17 protein-coding genes are annotated in these 20,728 nt (G+C 32.0%); 7 read left to right on the top strand and 10 right to left on the bottom strand.

Going from position 1 to position 20,728, the window contains the following annotated elements; genetic code table 11:
- The 4 genes from L1S46_RS26455 to L1S46_RS25295 all read left to right on the top strand — a co-directional run.
- The coding region (locus tag L1S46_RS26455) for a collagen-like protein (RefSeq protein WP_275299051.1) at positions 1–721 on the top strand (721 nt) is incomplete at its 5' end.
- 265 nt (positions 722–986) lie between these two features.
- Positions 987–2,039: a glycosyltransferase family 2 protein gene (locus L1S46_RS25285; protein WP_023976830.1), complete on the top strand. Its 1,053-nt coding sequence runs from the start codon at positions 987–989 to the stop codon at positions 2,037–2,039.
- 223 nt (positions 2,040–2,262) lie between these two features.
- The gene (locus L1S46_RS25290; protein ID WP_238901314.1) at positions 2,263–3,402 is read left to right on the top strand and encodes a glycosyltransferase family 61 protein; all 1,140 of its coding nucleotides are present in this window, start codon (positions 2,263–2,265) and stop codon (positions 3,400–3,402) included.
- A 75-nt stretch (positions 3,403–3,477) separates the two neighbouring features.
- On the top strand, positions 3,478–5,103 hold the full coding sequence (locus L1S46_RS25295) for a glycosyltransferase (protein WP_238901315.1): 1,626 nt from the start codon (positions 3,478–3,480) through the stop codon (positions 5,101–5,103).
- Between the two features lie 191 nt (positions 5,104–5,294).
- Here L1S46_RS25295 and L1S46_RS25300 read toward each other — a convergent pair whose 3' ends face one another.
- The 4 genes from L1S46_RS25300 to L1S46_RS25315 are packed head-to-tail and all read right to left on the bottom strand — an operon-like array spanning position 5,295 to position 8,604.
- Positions 5,295–6,230: a GNAT family N-acetyltransferase gene (locus L1S46_RS25300; protein ID WP_238901316.1), complete on the bottom strand. Its 936-nt coding sequence runs from the start codon at positions 6,228–6,230 to the stop codon at positions 5,295–5,297.
- Positions 6,231–6,237: 7 nt separating this feature from the next.
- A complete protein-coding gene (locus L1S46_RS25305) occupies positions 6,238–7,149 on the bottom strand; it encodes a hypothetical protein (protein WP_238901317.1) in 912 nt (303 codons plus the stop codon).
- Between the two features lie 4 nt (positions 7,150–7,153).
- A complete protein-coding gene (locus L1S46_RS25310; protein WP_012058805.1) occupies positions 7,154–7,831 on the bottom strand; it encodes an acetyltransferase in 678 nt (225 codons plus the stop codon).
- 17 nt (positions 7,832–7,848) lie between these two features.
- Positions 7,849–8,604 carry a class I SAM-dependent methyltransferase gene (locus L1S46_RS25315; RefSeq protein WP_012058806.1) on the bottom strand — a complete coding sequence of 252 codons (756 nt, stop codon included), beginning with the start codon at positions 8,602–8,604 and terminating at the stop codon, positions 7,849–7,851.
- Between the two features lie 322 nt (positions 8,605–8,926).
- Between L1S46_RS25315 and L1S46_RS25320 the strand changes: the two genes are divergently transcribed.
- Positions 8,927–9,334 carry an FdtA/QdtA family cupin domain-containing protein gene (locus L1S46_RS25320; RefSeq protein WP_012058807.1) on the top strand — a complete coding sequence of 136 codons (408 nt, stop codon included), beginning with the start codon at positions 8,927–8,929 and terminating at the stop codon, positions 9,332–9,334.
- 11 nt (positions 9,335–9,345) lie between these two features.
- Positions 9,346–10,440 (top strand): DegT/DnrJ/EryC1/StrS family aminotransferase, encoded by a 1,095-nt coding sequence (locus tag L1S46_RS25325; RefSeq protein ID WP_238901318.1) that lies wholly within the window; start codon positions 9,346–9,348, stop codon positions 10,438–10,440.
- Positions 10,441–10,535: 95 nt separating this feature from the next.
- Here the strand turns inward: L1S46_RS25325 and L1S46_RS25330 are convergent, their stop codons facing one another.
- From L1S46_RS25330 to rfbA, 5 genes are all read right to left on the bottom strand, one after another.
- Positions 10,536–12,272, bottom strand: a complete 1,737-nt coding sequence (locus tag L1S46_RS25330) for an NAD(P)/FAD-dependent oxidoreductase (RefSeq protein ID WP_238901319.1) — start codon at positions 12,270–12,272, stop codon at positions 10,536–10,538.
- A gap of 66 nt (positions 12,273–12,338) precedes the next feature.
- Complete coding sequence (locus L1S46_RS25335; protein WP_087701998.1) at positions 12,339–13,478, bottom strand: aminotransferase class V-fold PLP-dependent enzyme; 1,140 nt, start codon at positions 13,476–13,478, stop codon at positions 12,339–12,341.
- Positions 13,479–13,872: 394 nt separating this feature from the next.
- A complete protein-coding gene (locus L1S46_RS25340; protein WP_012058811.1) occupies positions 13,873–14,646 on the bottom strand; it encodes a hypothetical protein in 774 nt (257 codons plus the stop codon).
- Positions 14,647–15,065: 419 nt separating this feature from the next.
- A complete protein-coding gene (gene rfbC / locus L1S46_RS25345; protein WP_012058812.1) occupies positions 15,066–15,641 on the bottom strand; it encodes a dTDP-4-dehydrorhamnose 3,5-epimerase in 576 nt (191 codons plus the stop codon).
- A 2-nt stretch (positions 15,642–15,643) separates the two neighbouring features.
- Entirely contained in the window at positions 15,644–16,558 is a 915-nt protein-coding gene (rfbA, locus tag L1S46_RS25350) for a glucose-1-phosphate thymidylyltransferase RfbA (RefSeq protein ID WP_012058813.1), read from the bottom strand.
- A 224-nt stretch (positions 16,559–16,782) separates the two neighbouring features.
- On the opposite strand from rfbA, the gene L1S46_RS25355 reads away from it, so the two are divergent.
- Positions 16,783–18,966 (top strand): collagen-like protein, encoded by a 2,184-nt coding sequence (locus L1S46_RS25355; protein WP_238901320.1) that lies wholly within the window; start codon positions 16,783–16,785, stop codon positions 18,964–18,966.
- Positions 18,967–19,100: 134 nt separating this feature from the next.
- Here the strand turns inward: L1S46_RS25355 and L1S46_RS25360 are convergent, their stop codons facing one another.
- A complete protein-coding gene (locus L1S46_RS25360; protein WP_238901321.1) occupies positions 19,101–20,633 on the bottom strand; it encodes a glycosyltransferase in 1,533 nt (510 codons plus the stop codon).
- Positions 20,634–20,728 lie beyond the last annotated feature (95 nt).

Consider the following 20,728-nt stretch of genomic DNA (forward strand, 5'->3'; position numbering starts at 1 on the left):
ATCTACTGGTGCAACCGGAGCTACCGGAATTACAGGTTCTACCGGATCTACTGGCGCAACCGGAGCTACTGGAGTTACAGGTTCTACCGGATCTACTGGCGCAACCGGAGCTACTGGAGTTACAGGTTCCACTGGATCTACTGGTGCAACCGGAGCTACCGGAATTACAGGTTCCACTGGATCTACTGGTGCAACCGGAGCTACCGGAATTACAGGTTCCACTGGATCTACTGGTGCAACCGGAGCTACCGGAGTTACAGGTTCTACCGGATCTACTGGCGCAACCGGAGCTACTGGAGTTACCGGTGTAACTGGACCTACTGGCGCACCGCAACTAGCCTTCGCCGATGCTGGCGGTACACTTGCTGCTTCTATTACTATTGGCACTGAAACCTCAGTAGTAAGTACAAATATAAGTACGACAACTGGTCAGAATGTTAAAGTTGATTTTGCAGTTGGCATTCAGGTAGTTACTACTGCAAATTCTTCCATAGCCTTCCAATTAAGACTATACAGTAATGGTACTTTGGTTGCGTCCAGAGAAGTTGAGCGAGTAATTTCAAGTGCTGGAACTCAGCGTTTCCCTGTTAGTAACACTTACGTTGACACAGCAACGACAACAGGAACAACGACCTATGACGTAAGACTTGTTTTTCTAACAGCTACTAATGTCGCTTCTGCCACTGCAATTAATAGATATTTAAACTGTATAGCTTTCTAATGATTTTTTAATTTTTATAAGGATGCTCTTCTTGAGCATCCTTTCCTCTGTTTGTTTTTTAATAAAACAGAATCTTTTTTCCTTTTATATAGAAATATATTATTTCACATATATTAAAGCAAGGTAGATTAACTACTACTGCTGACCAAAAAGTAAAATTAGACTCTTTATTAGCAATTCAATCTGTATCAAAATATTTTTACTACCATATTATATAGTGTAAAACTTTAAAGAAGGTGGTTATTTGATAACTATTAGTCTCTGTATGATAGTTAAAAATGAAGAAGATGTAATTGCAAACTGCTTGGAATCAGTAAAAGATATAGTCGATGAAATGATAATTGTTGATACTGGCTCTGATGATAAGACAAAAAAAATTGTTAAAAGATATACAGATAAAATTTATGATTTTAAATGGATTGATGATTTTTCTGCCGCAAGAAATTTTGCTTTTAGTAAAGCTACCAAAGATTATATTCTTTGGTTAGATGCTGATGATGTTGTATTGCCTGAAGATGGCGAGAAATTCAAAGATTTAAAAGAAACTTTAGATCCTACTGTTGATTCTGTAACTGCCAAGTATAATACAGCTTTTGATGAATACGGAAATGTCACTGCAAGTTACAGGCGTAATCGCCTAGTTAAGAGGAGTAATAATTTTCAATGGTTTGGCTTCGTTCATGAATATCTAGCAGTTGGGGGAAATATAATCAATAGTGAAATTGCAATAACTCATAGAAAGTTAAAACAAACTCCAAAACGAAATCTAGAAATTTATCAGAATAAATTAAAAGAAGGAGTTGTATTTACACCAAGAGATATTCTCTACTACGGTAATGAATTATATGACCATAGAATGTTTGATGAAGCATTGCAATACTATAATAAATTTTTGGATTCAAAGCAAGGCTGGTTTGAAGATAATATCAGAGTCTGTGAAAAAATATGTGATTATTATCAATCAATAGATAAGGTAGAAGATGGGAGAAGATATGCATTTAGGAGCTTCGAATATGACACTCCTAGAGCTGAAGCTTGCTGTAAAATAGGCTTTTCTTTTTTACATGAAAAGAAGTATAAGCAGTCAGCTTTTTGGTACGAACAGGCTACAAAACTAGAAAAACCAAAAGACAGCTGGGGATTTTTCAATGATGCATGTTGGACATGGTTACCTCATTTACAACTATGTGTTTGCTATGATAGACTTGGAGATCACAACTTAGCATATGAGCATAATGAAATTGCTGCCAAATTTAGGCCTAATGATTCACGCATACTATACAATAGAAACTATTTTAAAAGTATAGGAATTGGTTAAAAAAGTACAGAGTATCTTTATGTTACTCTGTACTTTTTTATTAAACTTCAAGTAACAATAGCATTATGAAATTCATAAAATATATTAATTTTAAATTGTCTATTATAAATAAACCGAATATTTTAAAGAACCTATTTAATATTATAAATAGCTGCTACAGATGTAATAAAAAAACAAATGAATTTAAGTTATTATTGCCAAATTGAAAGGTGGCTTATGATTAATGCATGTCCAAAAAGTTTTAACAAATATTACTTGTAAAGAATATTGTACTTCTCATAATTATAAATATTCTGTTATAAAAGAAGCACATCCTCAGAAAATATACTTGCCAAATTATAGTGATAATACCGAAGCGATTGCGTCTATAGATAGTAAATTTCCTGAAATTTATACAGCTGAATTATCTAATGTAAATTTAATTGGTGCTAACCCTATAATTTTTGATGATAAAAATTTTTGTATCTATGATTTAGCATTTAAGAATCATGAGAATAAATTTGATTTTAGAGGCAATAACATTTTTGACATGAGAAATCGTCAAGCTTTTATTGGTTATACTGAATCATCTAAAATTATTAAGGAAGGAATAATGCTTACTTCCAGTGCCTCTTCTAATTATTCCCACTTTCAAATTGAAGTAGCTTCTAAATTATTACTTGTAAATGAAATTTCCGAATATAACCACATTCCAATATTAGTTGATGCGATTTGTCTTACTATACCTCAGTTAAAAGAAGAATTGGAAATGTTAAATAAGCAAGGAAGAGAGATTATCCCTTTAATTAGCGGTTATAGTTATAAAGTAAATAAACTAATATACGTTTCGGATTTAGCGATTTATCCCTTAAATCTAAAACCGGGCTTTTTAGTAAAATATGAAGATATTATCATTGATGATCTGGCTATTAAACCTCTAAATAAAAATTTATCAATGCAAAATAATAATCTTCATAGAAAATTATATATTTCAAGAAGAAAATCTCCCATACCAAGGTTAGAAAATCAAATTGAAGTAGAAAATATTTTTAAATCCTTTGGTTTCGAAATTATATTTCCTCAAGATATGTCTTTTCATGATCAATTGCAGACTTTTTCTGAAGCAGAATTCATAGCTGGTGCATCTGGTGCTGGACTTACAAATGTAATATTTGCAAATAAAAATGCAAATATAATATTTATACAGCCAAAGAACATCCAATCACCATGGTACTCAACTATAGCTGGTATATCTGAATTAAAATACTATTTTCTAGATGGAGGTCTTTCAGGGCACTCCAATATGCCATATTATCAAGGTACTTTTATATTAAATGAAGAATATTTAAGAAATTTTCTAAACACTCTCTTAAAAACTAACTAGATAAACTCTTTTATTATATTAATATGATAAAAGTAGTTTTAAGTAACTAAGCTGTTAGGGAAGGTGCAGTATCAAATGGTAATAAATATAAATGAAAATAAAATCGCATTTATTACGTGCGTAGATGATGAAGCTTCATATGAAAGAAGTCTATCGTATGTTAATAAACTTCCAGTACCTAGTGGTATTGAAATTGAAATAATAGCCATAAGAAATGCCAAAAGTATAGCTTCTGCATATAATGAAGCAATTCAAAAAAGTGACTCTAAATATAAGGTTTATCTTCATCAAGATGTTTATATACAAAATAGCAATTTTATAAATGAAATATTAAATATATTTAAAAAAGATTCAAATATAGGGCTTATTGGTATGGTTGGAGCAAAAATCATTCCAGTATCAGGAATATGGTGGGAGGATTCAAAAAAAGTAGGAAAAGTCTACGACAGTCATAGTGGAACCATGGACTTATTAATTTTTAATGAAATTAATGATTTATATTCCGAAGTAAAAGGAATAGATGGATTTATGATGATAACACAATATGATCTTCTCTGGATAGAAGATATTTTTGATGGATGGCATTTTTATGATGCCTCACAGAGCATTGAATTTATAAAAAAGGGCTTTAAGGTAGTAGTTCCTAATCAAAAATTTCCGTGGTGCATTCATAATTGCGGAATTGTAAATACAACAAACGGCTTTGAAGAATATCGCAATAAGTTCTTGGATACTTACTCTAAAGACATATTTCCTTTAGTCAGCATATTAATTCCTGCTTACAATCAGACTAAATATCTAAAGTCTGCACTTGACTCCGCACTAAACCAAACATACCGAAATACTGAAATTATTATATGTGATGATAGTACTACCAATGATGTACAAGCTTTGATTGAACAATATATGTTAAAAAACAATAAAATTAAGTATTTTAATAATGGCGGTCCACTTGGTCATAGAGGTAAGCTTAACGTTAATAAGTGTTTTAGAGAGTCATCAGGTGAATATATAAACTATTTATTACACGATGATCTTTGGGACTTTAATAAAATAGCTAAAATGATTGATTATTTTCTTTATGATGATACCCTCTCTCTAGTAACAAGTTATAGAAAAATGATTGATGAGAATGGTAATTATTATAACGATAATTTTAGAACTGTCTGTCAATATTCTTATGATACTCTCTTAACCGGAGAAGAAGCTGGGAAAAAACTTCTTTTATCAATGATTAACTATATTGGTGAACTGACTACTGCTATGTTTAAAAGAAAAGCCTTGGAATTTGACTGTGAAAACCATAATTTAATCGACTATGATAAATACCAAATATACTGTTTAGGTGATATATCCTTGTGGCTTAAATTATTGCAAAAAGGAAATATGATGTATATTTCTGAACCTTTAAGTAATTTTAGAATTCATAATTCTCAGAGCATTCAAGATACCACTTTAGCTTTCTGGGCTTCACTTGATTTTTTTAAGCTGATTATTTCTTCATATGAAGATGGATTTTTTCTTAAAGATAAAAGAGAGCTTCTACAAAGTCTTTTAGCATGGTATAAAGAATATAATGGAGACCTCATTAGATTTATTGAACAATATAATAATGAAGCTGAAAATGATGAAGAAGTAATGAAACTTAAAGATGAATATATACGTTGTTACACTAAATTTATAAATATATTATTAGAGTAATTGCATCATTTACTAAACTTAAGCTTATATCAATCGAAGTTTAATATAAGATACTATCAAATAAATAACAAGTCCACTTGCAAGGCTATTTGGGACTCGTTATTTATTTTCATGTGCCTAACTTCAATGTTTTGATATAAGCTTAAGTCCAATAATTGTTTAAATTATTTATATTGATAGGTAATTTTATCTTATAAATAAAGTATATATTGATCATATGCCACAGCTGATGCACCGAAACCTTCCTTTTGATTTATTAATCCTTCATTTAGATATCTTCCCTTGTTTTCATTTGATATACCAAAATCAAAATATTCTTTGTCATTATAAATTTCATTAATCAACTTATCAAAAATAATATCTAAAGCACCTATTGCTTTACCCTCTTCTGATGCCGATATATATTGAACATGAACATTTTCCTTATTTTCATAAACTACTACTCCGCCTAATAAAGTATTATCTTTGTAAGAACAAAACAACTTTATATTATTAGGAAAGATACTAGCAAGACTTTTAATTTCATTTACTGTATGAACAGGTCTTGATTCATGCTTTTCCATGAGATTCTGCTCTAAAATCACCCAATATTTATCATAGTCATTAGTTTCTAAGACAATTATATTATTTTTTAAGGCCTTATTTATCTGTCTTTTCCTTCTGGTTTCATAATCATTCTTTGTATTTAATTTTATTGAAGATGAAATATTTCTAATATAGAGTTTAGCATTATTTATAAATAATGCATATAAATCCTCCTGTGAAGGAATTTCATGATAAATATAAGGAATAGGCTTATATAAGATTGTTTTAATATTTTTCCCTTTACAAAAATTAATTAGTAAATTGAACATTTCTAACATAGTAGTTGTTTTCATTTTCTTATCTAATATAAAGCCACCATAGGTTAACCCGCCATGACTCATAAGCTCATTACCTTCTATATTTGTTGGAAGTATCCCTATCAAATTTTTCTTATTGTCGTAAAACATAAGAGACATATCAGTAAATCTATCTTTATGATAATCCATATATTCTCTCATAATAAGAAATGTAGCGTTTTTACTTTTCCTTACAAATTCATTCCAAATGCTTTTTTTATCTTCACTATACACTTCTAAATACATTAAATAATTACTCCTCCAAAATTGCATAGCCAAAGCCTGTCTTACCATGCCTATTTCCATTATAAAACATGTAAGTTTTACTATTGAATTTTACTATATTAGGATAACAAATCATTTCTGAATCCCAGCCACTTTCCGATTTTTCAATTCCTGCTTCTTCATCTAGTCTTGTCCAATCAAGTCCATTTTTTGATGTTGCAAATCCAATTTTATATGGTTCATTGGTGCTTCTTATTGAATACCACATTTTATACATATCATTTTCCTTTACAACCCATGGTCTTCCAAAACCATATTCATATTCATTCTTAAAGCTTATACATGTATGATTTTCACTAATCCATTCAATTCCATCATATGAATAGGCATATTTTATAACATATTTAGGATAACTTTTATCATTTACTAGAATCCAGTTTATAGCAGAAACATACCAGCATTTAAAAATATTATCTTCTACTATTATGCTTGTTGCAGAACGCAAATACGGTTCTTCTTTCGTTCTATCAAGAACAGGCACCTTGGAGATTTTAGTAAAATTCTCCCCATCCTCGCTTATAGCTAAACCTGCAAAAAGCATATAAGGTACTCTTTCACATCTTTGCCACCCATAATAATATAAATATTTTTTGTTATCCACTGTTAAGATGCAGGATGGATTAACCCCAGAATCGTCAAAGGTCCCAATATCTCCTATATCTAAGACTGGCTTCTCACTTATATTTTTTATATTTTTTAAGTTTAACATGTCCACATCAATATAGCCGATTCTACCATACATTTCTCTATCCAGTGTGGCAAAATAAATTCTTATAGTGTCATTACTTATAATATCTGCAGTTGGGATGAGTGCATAGCTCTGCATCCACTCAAATTCACCTTTAGGTGAAAATATTAACCCTTGCTTATTCCATTTCATAAAATCATTCCTTTAAAGAATTCTTTGTTCTTTCAGATAAAAATTCCACATCAGATGCTTTACCTTTTACAATTTTGCCACTCTCAATGTCTTTTAAAACTAAAACACCTGCTCCAACAATACAGTCACTTCCTATTTTAATATTATTTATTATCGTTGCATTAACCCCTATAAAACAATTATCGCCTATATTACAAAATCCGGATACAACTGCATGAGATGCTACAAAGCAATTATCTCCAAACCTTGAATGATGGCCAATATGATTTCCACTCCATAAAACAGTATTATTACCCAATTCAACAAATGGCTGCACCACGTTGTTTTCAAATATAAAGCAGTGTTCTCCTATCTTTACATTTTTCCATACAAAAGCATGTGAACTAATATATGAAGCTAATTTATATCCTTTATCTTTGCATTCCTTCATTAATCTTGTCCTTAATCTATTTAATTTCTTATAGACTGTTGCAACAAAAACATAATGATTCTCTGGATTATACAATTTTTCTATGTCTTCAAGAGGAATAACTGGTAATCCAAGCATTTCTTCATCTTTTAAATAATCTTTTTCAACAGAAAAGGCTACAACCTCATAATCAGAATCATAAGTAAAATATTCATATGCTATTTGCGCAAATGCGCTATCACCAATAATTATTAATTTTTTATTTTTATCCATTTATTTATCCTCCTAAATTAAGGTCTTATAATTAATATATCTTCTCTCCTGTTTGCCATTGGAAGCTTTTTATCCTGAGGAAGTATATAACTGTCAAATCCTGCTAGCCTACACCTTTGAATAATTGACATTACAACCGAGTCATCCATATTTTTTGCCTCAATATTGTTGAATTTTACTATAGGTTGCTCTTTAGTACCTGTGAAATTTTGATGATACTTTATACCTTGATTTGAAGAAAAAAATCTTTTTCTTTTTGATATATTAGGGATATCTCCAATAAGCATTACTCCTAATTCTTTTAAAAGAGTAAGTGAGGTATCAATAAAATTGAATATACTTTGTTCAGTAAATGCATATTGAATTACGCTGTAAGTTATAATACAATCAATTTTTCCTATATAATTTTGTATAAATTTTTCACATGATTTAGGATAATATCCTTTTACTTTTAATACAAAATCATATTCCGGCAGATGATTCAGCATTTCTTCTGAATCAATGAGTATTAACTTATGCTTATTTGTCTTGCAGTATTCAATTAGCATTAAAGTTAAGTTACTACAACCACATCCAATATCTAAAATTGTTTTATTTTTTTCATCTTCCATTCCAAGCTTAGTTATTATGTCATCAAATATAATTTTTTCCTTATTCTGTCTATATTCAATTGGAAAACCAACTTTTTCAATATCATTTAATTTATCATTTTGGGCTAATTCCTTAAATTTTTCATAACTCAAATCCTCAAATATATCTGATTTTAAGTCCACATTATACCTCTCCTTAAATATTTATCATATATTGCAAAAATGATTCTTCATCATAATATTAAATGTATTTCAAGAATTTTAGTCGTGATTGTGAATTGCAACATATATATCATACTTTCTAATTTATGTTTTTTATCACCATTATAGACCATCCAATAATCTTTTATTAAAAATGCTATTAATATAAAATCAAATAAAAAAACAAGTTTATATTCTAAAATTTGCTTTTAAATTTATTCCATGTAAGCTTTAAGTACACTTTCTTGCTATCAGCATAGAATATATAGATGAGCTAATTTTTTTATGATATGGAGATGAATAAATGTATAATTGTTCCATGTTTAAATTTTTAAGTATAAATAGCAACTATGGAAATCTAACGCCTATTGAGGAGGTATTTGATGTTCCTTTTGACATAAAACGAATTTATTATATTACTAATGTCCCACAGGGTGTATCAAGAGGTTTTCATGCTCATAGAAGACTTCATCAGGTGCTCATATGTATAAACGGCTCTGTAAAAATAAAATTAAAAAATCCTAAGGAAGAATCAGAAGTTATATTAAACGACTCATCTGATGGATTATATATTGGTCCTTACGTTTGGAGAGAAATGTATGATTTTAGTGAGGATGCGATTCTCTTAGTACTTGCATCGGATTATTATAATGAAAATGATTATATACGAAATATTGATTTTTATATGAATGAAGCTGCAACTAGATATTAGGAAGTGATTTTATGAAAATACCTTTTTTAAAACTTGAACGAATGCATGCTGAAATAAGAAATGAAATTTTATCTGCTTTCGAAAAAATATATGATAAAAATATCTTTATTTTAGGAGATAGTGTAACTGCTTTTGAAAGAGAATTTGCTAAATACTGCAATGTCGCCCATTGTATAAGTTGTGGAAATGGATTAGATGCACTTTCAATAATTTTACGAGGATATGATATTGGAGAAGGTGATGAAATTATTGTACCTTCTAACACTTACATTGCAACTTCACTTGCTGTTTCTTATGTTGGTGCTAAAGTGGTTCTGGTAGAACCTGATATTAAAACCTTTAATATCGATGTAAATAAAATTGAAACTGCTATTACTTCAAGAACGAAAGCAGTTATTGCAGTTCACTTATATGGTAGACCTGCAGAAACAGATAAAATAAAATTATTATGCAAGAAATACAACTTAAAGCTAATTGAAGATGCTGCTCAGGCTCATGGTGCTATATATGGTGGAAAGAAGGCCGGCAATCTTGGTGATGCAGCTGGTTTTAGTTTCTATCCCGGAAAAAATTTAGGCGCATTAGGTGATGGTGGAGCTATCTTAACAAATGATGATATTTTGGCTAAGAAGGTCCAAGCTATAAGAAATTATGGATCAACAATTAAATATTATAACGAATATAAAGGAGTTAATTCCAGGCTAGATGAAATACAAGCTGGATTTTTGAGCATAAAGCTTAAGTATCTTGATAAATGGAATTTTGATAGGCAAAAAACTGCTAAACTTTATTTAGAGGGAATTAATAATAATAAAATAATTCTTCCATATGTAGACTCTGTTCAAGAATCCATATGGCATGTATTTCCTATAAGAACAGAATTTAGAGATGATCTACAAAGTTATTTGAAAGCCAATGGAATTGGCACTTTAATTCATTATCCAGTACCTATTCATCTTCAAAAGGCCTATAAAGATTTAGGATATAAACCAGGCGATTTTAAAGTGGCAGAAGATATATCAAATACTGAATTAAGCTTGCCTTTGTGGTATGGAATGAATAAAAATGAAATTAATTATATAATAGATACTTTAAACAAGTGGTAAATATCACGAGAATAAATTTTTTTTCTTTAGTAATATACTAGCAAATGCTCAAAAGGACCTACATTTTTATTTTGTAGATCCTTTTATATAAATACTTAATTATTTTCTTTATTTAATTTACCTTTTATTTGTTTTGCGATTTCATTTGCAGCAATCATACCAGTTTGAAGGGCACCTTGTTGACTTACATGCTTTTGTGATATATGCTCCCCTGCAAAAAATACTCGATTTTCCATTTCAGGAACCGTTACATCATAAGAAAACAGTGTTTTGTCTTCAGGCTTTGATAATGCTCCTGCCGTCCATATATACTGTACATCTGACCAAATCAATGATTTGTAATCAATTACTTTGTCATCAAGGTAATGAGGAGTAAGGCCATGAACTTTTTCTATATACCTTATTACATCATCAATTAATAGTTCTGGACTTTCATTTCCAAGTCTCATTGCTTCCTGACACCAAGTATAACTAGCTAATAATACGCCTGCTTCATTTGGAGTTACTCCAGGTTTTAATACCCATTTACCATATTTATTAACTACAGCTTTAGAGTGATCAGAAGGATAGTAAATTGAAGTTAATGGAAGATCAGTAAACGAGCATCCTCCTATTATCTTTTTTGATGCATTTCCCATTTCCCAAAATCTTTCCTTAAGAAATAGATATATCTTATGTGATGTCTCATTGTTCATTTCATTTATAGCTTGTATTTTTTTTGTTGTAAAAAGAGGTTCTATTTCAATTCTTCTTAAGCTAGAAAATGGTATTGCACATATTACATAATCAAATTCTTCAGATGTTTTTCTATTATCTCTATTATCTGTATATTTAAGTATAATTTTATCTTTTGTAGAATCATTATATATTCCACAAATAGGGAACCCCATTTTTATTTCAATTTTCCCTAATTGTTCTTTACTAATGCCATTATAACCTTCTTCGTTCCTATCACAAAGCGCTTCATATAAAGAATGAGGTAAATTTATCATTCCTTCAGTAATACGATAATTATATTCAAAATCAGCTGTATAATATTGCTGAAGCATCTCAGTAAGACTTAAATTAAAAAATTGTTCTTTACCTCCCAAGCAGCCAAGCATTGTTATAAAATCCTGACTGACATCCATATTCTTACACGCATTTCTATAACTTAATTTATCTATGTCTATTATACTATCTGAGTATTCTGCTTTTACTTGAATTAATTCCCTTCTTACTTCTGTAGGGAGCGATTTCAAATATTTTTCATATATCTTTCCATAAAATTCAAACCATATTTGTTTTTTCTCTGCTTCACTCAGATTAAATTTAGAATATATATTATTTTCTACACTTTTTCCTTTAGCATCATTTACTGCTCGTTCATTTCTAACATATAACAAAGCATTATCATTATTATTTACAAAGGGACTTGTATGAAGTTTAAAGAGATTTATATAATGCCAAGTAGTTTCATGAGATATAGGTATACTCATTGGCCCTAATTCACCATAATATTTTTTATTTCTATCAAAATAATGGGTGTATACTCTTCCTCCTATCCTCTGACTTGCTTCAAATAAAGTAATGTTGCATCCTGTCTTTCTAAGTTCAAAGGCAGCAGCTAAACCAGCTTCTCCAGCACCAATTACTGCTACCTTTGTATCTTTAGCTATTCCTATTGGACAAATATTTGTTATCTCTTCTGGAGGGCTCATTAAATCAATTATATTCTCTAGATCATCTAATCTATTTTGTAACTTGAGTATATATTCAAGCATGGTATGTCTTTCGCACTCACCAGGATTATCTATTTGGTAAGGAGAGTTTGAATTATTATAAGAATTCATAACTTTCACATCCTAATATCTTTATTACATATATAATTATATATGTACCGCTTCTTTAGTCTGATGTTATCCTGTTTTATAAATTCTCATTATTGCCACTAATAGTTTTTCTATATCATCAAATGTATTAAAATATCCAGGACTAACTCTTACTGTGCCGGCATATTCTGTACCAATAAGTTCATGTATTAATGGTGCGCAATGGTAACCTGTTCGTACAGCAATTCCCTCTTCATTCAATTGGTCACCAACAATAGAAGCATCAATTCCATCTATATTGAATGAAATTACTGATCCTCTTCTCTTTACAGAATCACTTCCATAGATCTTTATATAAGAAAGTTTTTTCAGTTCTTCCAATAAGTATGATATTAATTCCTTTTCACATTTTTGTATGTTATCTATTCCAATTCGATTAATGAATTTAATACCTTCTCCAAGACCAGCAATACCAGGTGTATTTAATGTTCCACTTTCAAACTGATCTGGCATGAAGTCTGGTTGAATCATGAAATGAGAATTGCTTCCTGTTCCACCTTCTTTAAAATTTTTTAATTTTATTCCTTCTCTTATAAATAGGCCGCCTGTTCCTTGAGGTCCCAACAATCCCTTATGTCCTGAAAAAGCCAATAAATCAATATTATTTTCTTCTACATCAATTGGAATGGCTCCAACACTTTGAGATGCGTCTAGCATAAATATAATTCCTTTTGACTTTAAAAGGTTTCCTATGTTTTTGATATCTTGAACACTCCCAAGTACATTGGATACATGATTAATAATGACCATTTTTGTATTTTTATTTATCACCTCTTTAATATCCCTAATATTAACATAACCAGCTTTATCAGCACTTACTAATGTTACTTCAACCCCATTTTCACTTAGAGAGTGCAGTGGCCTTAAAACGGAATTATGTTCGATCACTGTGCTTATAACATGATCTCCTTTTTCTAAAACTCCTTTAATTCCTATATTTAAAGCTTCTGTTGCATTGCTTGTGAAAATCAAATTAAATGGACTAGGAATATTAAATAACTTACATATTTCTTCTCTTGTTTCCATAATTTTCGAAGCCGCTTTTATAGCCATGTCATATGAACTTCTTCCAGGATTAGCAGCATAGCTTTTCATACATTTTAGTACTTCATTATAAACTTCTGATGGTTTTGGAAATGACGTAGCCGCATTATCTAAATAAATCATATAAAGCTCCTTATTAAATATAAGTGTTATACCAATTCAATTGTTCTAATAGACTCTACTAATATTTAACACAATAAATTGTAATGAAATTAGACTCAATAATAAAAAGGATGATTGAAATTTTAGAGTTTACTTTATATTAAGTAATCATTTGTATAATGTAATAATGCATAGTTCTATACAAAATAGAAGAAACATCTAAAAGTAAAATTTCTAATTTCGAAATAATAACAATCATCCTTGTAGACAAAGCTCTTACAAATGATTCTGAAAATCACAATTTAATTTTCTTTAAAAGAACTTAAAAGGTCTATTTTCTAATATTTGTTATAGAACAAGGTTTAATAGAGCTAAAAGAAACTTTTAGAAGATTATCATTTAAAAGAAATATTTGCTAATTGTTCTCGTCAGCATTATCATCACAATCTGGGAACAATGGCTCTAAGTTTTGATCAGGATAGAACTTAGGAATTGGAGCTCGTACAAATTTTTCACATGGGTCTTCCTCTGGTTCTTCTTTACATGGTTCTTTTGGTACTGGACAATAATCATAAGCAGGAATGAGAAGTTGTACAATAAGTTCACATTTTACAACAATGTAGTAACCTAAAGTTATATCTAAAACACTGTCACAATTTTCATCTTCAACTATTTCACCATTTAAAGCTTGAGCAACCATTTCAAGTTTTATTATATTAGAATCTAAATCTTGTGCATCTATAACTGGTACATAACTTGCAGAAATTTGTGCTACAGAATCAGGACAATAGAACTTACCAATTACATCCGTTCTATTAATTTCATATAATTCACTTTTGTTCACACCATTGCAGTCAATATAATCTGCATAAAAAGAAATAATGTAAGAAATGACTATTTTCTTAAAGCCAGGTTTTCCTTTAAGTGGAATCTTATCTACCGATATTAATTTTACATTGAAGTCTCTACTTCCAATATATCTCTTTGGATCTATTAGTGGATCGCTTCTTAATTCGCAATCTGTAGTATTTGTATCAGGACCTTCGCAGTATACAAGACATCTTTTTATTAAGCATTGATCAAAGATTTTAGGTATTTCAACGCAAACTAACTCAGAAGGATCTGGTAAACGTCCTTGCTTATTTACAATACCAGGACGTGGTGAGAATTTTTTGAAGTTAATGGACATAAATTTTCCTCCTCTTGAAAGATTATGATAAATGTAAATTTATTTAGTATTTATAGTACATCATATGTGTGAACATAAAAGTGGTGACATTTAAAAAAAATTTTTTTCATTTAATTAATAACATTACTCATATAAAAATAACTATTTAATCATCTGATATAGATAAAAGATATATAACTTAGGGCTATGCAGTGGCTTTGAGTTAATATCTTCACTAGAAATTATAAATATTTTTTCAGAATAAAAATATTTATAATTTCGGTAAGTTCAAAAATGAGTATTATTCTTAAATTACATATATATATCGCAATGCATAATACACATTTCACAATTACGTCTAAAATTCTTGCAATATTTTTAGAATTATCCTGAAGAATTATTTTGGCAATATATATAAGTTTAAATTATACCTATTTAAATCATATATTATAATCTGGATATTTACTCAAGTCTAACTCACTTAACATTGAATTAGCTTTATCCTTTTCAGATAAAATCACATTTTCTATATTTTCTAAAGGCCAATTAACATTTATATCCGGATCGTTCCACATAATTCCGCATTCATACTCTTTTGCATAATAATCTGTACATTTATAATTTAATATAGCTTCATTGGAAATTACTAAAAAACCATGGGCAAAACCTTCTGGAACATAGAACTGTTTCTTGTTTTCTTCACTTAAAACGATTCCTTCCCAGTTACCATAAGTTTTGGAGCCATTTCTTAAATCAACGGCCACATCAAAAACTTCACCTTTTGTTACTCTTATAAGCTTACCTTGACTATGCTCTCTTTGAAAATGAAGCCCTCTTAGAACCCCTTTAACTGACTTAGATTCATTATCTTGAACAAAATTCATATTAAAGCCAGCTGCTTCAAATTGTTTTTTATTGTAATTTTCCATAAAGTAACCTCTATTGTCCCCAAAAACTTTAGGCTCTATTATATAAAGGCCTTTTATTTTGCTTTCGTAAAAACTGAAATTTCCCATATTCACACCTCTAAATTTGTAATACACTTGTTATTATATTCATGAACTTCGCCTTCCTCTACCATATCCATTAAATATTTTCCATATCCTGTCTTCATTAATGATTTAGCAAGTTCTATAACTTTTTCTGATGTTATCCAGCCTTTTCTATAAGCAATTTCTTCAAGACACGCTATATATATTCCTTGGGTATTCTGAATTGCATCAACGAAATTAGATGCTTGAAGCATAGATGAATGTGTTCCTGTGTCTAGCCAAGCCATTCCTCTTCCTAGTAGATCAACTTTCAATTTTCCTTCATTCATATAGGCTTTATTTAGATCTGTTATTTCTAGTTCTCCTCTGGCAGAAGGTTCTAACTCTTTAGCCTTTTTGACTACTGTATTATCATAAAAATAGAGACCTGGTACAGCATATTTTGATTTTGGATTTTCTGGTTTTTCTTCTAATGAAATGACTTTGCCGTTAGCATCAAATTCAACCACTCCAAAGGCCTTTGGATTTTGAACATAGTAACCAAATATATATGCTCCACTATCTAGATTAGCCGCTTTCATTAAATGTTCTGAAAAGCTTTGTCCATAGAAAATATTATCTCCAAGTATCATTGCTACATTATCATTACCAATAAACTTTTCACCGATAATGAATGCCTCTGCAAGGCCATTGGGTTTTTCTTGAATAGCATAATCAATATTTAATCCTAATTCTTTTCCATCATTAAATAATTCTCTAAAATTTTTTATATCTCTTGGAGTTGATATAATTAAAATGTCTTTAATTCCCGAAAGCATTAATACTGACATTGGATAATAAATCATTGGTTTGTCATATATTGGCACCATTTGTTTAGATATCGATTTTGTCACTGGATAGAGACGAGTCCCAGAACCGCCTGCTAAAATAATTCCTTTCATTTTAATCCCCCATAATATTCTGATTAATTGTCTAACTTCAGAATAAATTCGTTTATTAATTATGTTATGAAAAAGTATATTATATAGTTACTTTCTAAAATCATAAAATTTAAGTTGTCATTAATGCAATATCCCCCATTTGTAACAAAATATAATACAAATCATACTATGTAATAGCATGGCATACAATGCTATGTTTGTTTATAAAGGGGGTTAAAAAAATTGTGGGATACGATGATTTTTTTGATGAGAATATAGATAACAAAAGAAAATATTCTTCTATTGATAAAAAAAATGACGATAGATATGACTTAGAATGCTTAATGGGATTAATAGATTTTGATAACTGTAAGAGAGGACCTCAAGGGCCACAAGGACCACAAGGTGCTCAAGGACCTCAAGGAGCTCAAGGTGCACAAGGAGCTCAAGGAGCTCAAGGAGCTCAAGGACCTCAAGGTACTCAAGGCGCACAAGGTGCTCAAGGAGTTCAAGGTGCTCAGGGCGCTCAAGGACCTCAAGGCGCACAAGGTGCTCAAGGAGCTCAGGGAGCTCAGGGAGCTCAAGGTGCTCAAGGCGCACAAGGTGCTCAGGGCGCACAAGGAGTTCAAGGACCTCAAGGTGCTCAAGGATTCCAAGGACCACAAGGTGCTCAAGGTGCTCAAGGTGCTCAAGGTGCACAGGGAGCACAAGGTGCTCAAGGAGCTCAAGGTGCTCAAGGTACTCAAGGCGCACAAGGTGCTCAGGGCGCACAAGGAGTTCAAGGACCTCAAGGTACTCAAGGCGCACAAGGAGTTCAAGGACCTCAAGGTGCTCAAGGATTCCAAGGACCACAAGGTGCTCAAGGTGCACAAGGTACTCAAGGCGCACAAGGCGCACAAGGTACTCAAGGCGCACAAGGCGCACAAGGTGCTCAGGGCGCACAAGGAGTTCAAGGTGCTCAGGGCGCACAAGGTGCTCAAGGAGCTCAAGGTGCACAAGGAGTTCAAGGAGCTCAAGGATTCCAAGGACCACAAGGTGCTCAAGGTGCTCAAGGACCACAAGGTGCACAAGGAGTTCAAGGATCTCAAGGTGCTCAAGGTGCTCAAGGATTCCAAGGACCACAAGGTGCTCAAGGAGCTCAAGGTGCACAAGGACCTCAAGGTACTCAAGGCGCACAAGGTGCTCAGGGCGCACAAGGTGCTCAAGGAGCTCAAGGTGCACAAGGAGTTCAAGGATCTCAAGGTGCTCAAGGTGCTCAGGGCGCTCAAGGACCTCAAGGTACTCAAGGCGCACAAGGAGTTCAAGGTGCTCAGGGAGCTCAAGGATTACAAGGAACTCAAGGACCACGAGGATTCCAAGGAGCTCAAGGACCTCAAGGGCCACAAGGCGCTCAAGGGACTCAAGGACCACAAGGTACTCAGGGATTACAAGGAACTCAAGGACCACGAGGATTCCAAGGCGCACAAGGACCACAGGGATCTCAAGGTGCTCAAGGATTCCAAGGACCACAAGGAGCTCAGGGTGCTCAAGGTGCTCAAGGATCACAAGGTGCTCAAGGACTTCAAGGTGCTCAAGGACTTCAAGGTACTCAAGGTGCTCAAGGACCACAAGGTGGACAGGGATTGCAAGGAACCCAAGGGCCACGAGGATTCCAAGGCGCACAAGGAGCTCAGGGTGCTCAAGGTGCTCAAGGACCACAAGGTGGACAAGGATTACAAGGAACTCAGGGACCTCAAGGATTCCAAGGTGCTCAAGGACCACAGGGATCTCAAGGTGCTCAAGGATTCCAAGGACCACAAGGAGCTCAGGGTGCTCAAGGATCTCAAGGTGCTCAAGGACCTCAAGGTACTCAAGGCGCTCAAGGACCACAAGGTGGACAAGGATTACAAGGAACTCAGGGACCTCAAGGATTCCAAGGTGCTCAAGGAACTCAAGGAACTCAAGGACTTCAAGGACCTCAAGGGCCTCAAGGATTACAAGGAACTCAAGGACCTCAAGGATTCCAAGGTGCTCAAGGACCTCAAGGCTCGAGAGTAATTAATATTTATCTTAGTTCACAACAATCAATTCCTAATAATTATTTCTTTGGAATAGGTATAGACTCGATTGATTTCCAAGCAAGCAGTGTAGTTGTACCTCAAAACGCTACAATTACTGGGCTAATTTTTAGTATTAGGAATGAGCCTTTGGATTTAAATCAATCTGTAAGTGCAGAGATATATAGAAGCACAAATTGTGGTGTTAATTCTACAGCAACAGGAATCATAGCAACAGTAACAGGACCAAATCCTACAAATTGTTGTGCATCTGTCCCTGCTAATTTATCTGTAAATCAATGCGATTTATTAAGTGTTAGAATTTCTAGAGTTGGTAACACTGCTGATTTAATTAACGGAGTTGCAGCTACTATTATATTAACTTTACCATAAATATCAAAGTCCTAATTAATTAAAAATAGAGTGTTGATTTTATTATCAACACTCTATTCTTAATTGTTTAATTTAGGGACAAAAAACAATGTACTAAGTAGTAAGTAGCTCTGCTAATTTTGCAGATAATTTCATTATTCTGGAATTACAACCAATTTCTCGTTGCATGAGGAGCAAAATTTTGCGTACTTAATACATGTTTCCAGTGAATCCGTTGGTTCCATAGGCCACCAACGAATTGATCCCATAGGTGCCTTAGAAGCAAAAAGCTCAATTTCCTCAGGAATACGCCCGACAACAAATACCTCAATATCTTTAAAGTTAGTTTCTAATCCTTTTTTTAGTGTATCTATCAATTTTTTATTTACATTTACAGGAGATGAGTATGGAATTGGAAAGATTATTGAAAGTTTATTAGAATTTTCATCAATTATATTCGCTGATTTTAAAGCTAAGTCTCCTTCTTCCCTCTCCCATACACGATTATATGATATAAATTCCTGTAATCCAAGCTCTTCAACTCTTTTGTGAATTCTCTCACTATAATATTTATACAGTTCTCCTATTAAAATTTGAATCTGTTTGTTTCTGGTAAAAGTTGAATTATCTCCATTTTCATTTCTATATTGTATATATAGCAAATCAGGAATACATATATATTTTGTGCAAAGAAATGTTCGAACTAATATATCGTAATCATCTGCAACTAATAGTTCTTCTCTATGCCCTCCAAGCATGTGATAGCACTCTTTGGTCCATGCCCGAGGATGATTTGGTAATCCAGCTAAATGAAGTATGGTTGTTCCATTTATTACTGTATTTCTTAATACATTTTGCCATCTGTGCATTTCATGAACCCAGACTCGATAATATACACCATATCCATATCCACAATCCCATCCATACCAATTTGAAATATTGCTTCCGACATATGGTTCAGTGCAATCTCCATATACAAATCCACAATCAGGATGACGTTTAAATGCAGCTACAATTTTTTCTAAGCAATCATGTGTCAATTCATCATCATGATCTACTTCTAATAAGATCTCACCAGTGCATATACCAGCAGCATAGCGTTTTGTGGCACCTATATAACCATTGCGGTGATCTTGCCTATATCTTCTTACACGCGGATCATCCAGAATTAGTAAGTCCTGATTGTAAGTGGTATCATTATCACCAGAATCGTCTACAATTATCCATTCCCAATTTGAATAGGTTTGATTCAGAAGTGAGTTATATACGCGTTTAATTTTATCCTTAGATTTATATGCGGCTGTAAAAATTGATACTAATGGAACATCAGAAGAAAACTTAGTAATTGGTATTTTTTTATTTTCTGGAAGGAGATCTGTACATTTTAGCCAGCAATAGAATAAATGAGATGGTTGAATATCCTTTATTGAATCATAATGCAGCCAGCGTTTTCTTTCATGATATGGTAATGCATATAGTGTTGTAAACTGGTCTGCATCGCCTCCTATTGAAACATATACACGTGGGGCTTTAGGGTTTATTTTTAAGGTTGTATTTTCTACTTTGTATAATTCAACTTTTATTCCACTTTCAATAATTTCTTTCAACATTTTTTCAAGTTCATCTAATGAAATTTTTTTATCAACAAACATATGGACTGTTAATAATGGAACATCATTAAAGTGCATTTTTATCCTCCTTTTATTTATTAATAGGTTGTTGAATAACTAATTTTTACAAATGGTTATTTAAGAAAATATTCTTAGAAATTATATATTCCAAG

Origin of the sequence: Clostridium sp. YIM B02500, assembly GCF_022324665.1 — a bacterium.
In the GTDB taxonomy this organism is placed as follows: domain Bacteria; phylum Bacillota; class Clostridia; order Clostridiales; family Clostridiaceae; genus Clostridium; species Clostridium beijerinckii.

Excerpts from the sequence above, each read along its gene's own strand:
- L1S46_RS25285 (WP_023976830.1), top strand. The coding sequence starts at position 987 with ATGATAGTTAAAAATGAAGAAGATGTAATTGCAAACTGCTTGGAATCA.
- L1S46_RS25290 (WP_238901314.1), top strand. The coding sequence starts at position 2,263 with ATGCATGTCCAAAAAGTTTTAACAAATATTACTTGTAAAGAATATTGT.
- L1S46_RS25295 (WP_238901315.1), top strand. The coding sequence starts at position 3,478 with ATGGTAATAAATATAAATGAAAATAAAATCGCATTTATTACGTGCGTA.
- L1S46_RS25300 (WP_238901316.1), bottom strand. The coding sequence starts at position 6,230 with ATGTATTTAGAAGTGTATAGTGAAGATAAAAAAAGCATTTGGAATGAA.
- L1S46_RS25305 (WP_238901317.1), bottom strand. The coding sequence starts at position 7,149 with ATGAAATGGAATAAGCAAGGGTTAATATTTTCACCTAAAGGTGAATTT.
- L1S46_RS25310 (WP_012058805.1), bottom strand. The coding sequence starts at position 7,831 with ATGGATAAAAATAAAAAATTAATAATTATTGGTGATAGCGCATTTGCG.
- L1S46_RS25320 (WP_012058807.1), top strand. The coding sequence starts at position 8,927 with ATGTATAATTGTTCCATGTTTAAATTTTTAAGTATAAATAGCAACTAT.
- L1S46_RS25325 (WP_238901318.1), top strand. The coding sequence starts at position 9,346 with ATGAAAATACCTTTTTTAAAACTTGAACGAATGCATGCTGAAATAAGA.
- L1S46_RS25330 (WP_238901319.1), bottom strand. The coding sequence starts at position 12,272 with ATGAATTCTTATAATAATTCAAACTCTCCTTACCAAATAGATAATCCT.
- L1S46_RS25335 (WP_087701998.1), bottom strand. The coding sequence starts at position 13,478 with ATGATTTATTTAGATAATGCGGCTACGTCATTTCCAAAACCATCAGAA.
- L1S46_RS25340 (WP_012058811.1), bottom strand. The coding sequence starts at position 14,646 with ATGTCCATTAACTTCAAAAAATTCTCACCACGTCCTGGTATTGTAAAT.
- rfbC (WP_012058812.1), bottom strand. The coding sequence starts at position 15,641 with ATGGGAAATTTCAGTTTTTACGAAAGCAAAATAAAAGGCCTTTATATA.
- rfbA (WP_012058813.1), bottom strand. The coding sequence starts at position 16,558 with ATGAAAGGAATTATTTTAGCAGGCGGTTCTGGGACTCGTCTCTATCCA.
- L1S46_RS25360 (WP_238901321.1), bottom strand. The coding sequence starts at position 20,633 with ATGCACTTTAATGATGTTCCATTATTAACAGTCCATATGTTTGTTGAT.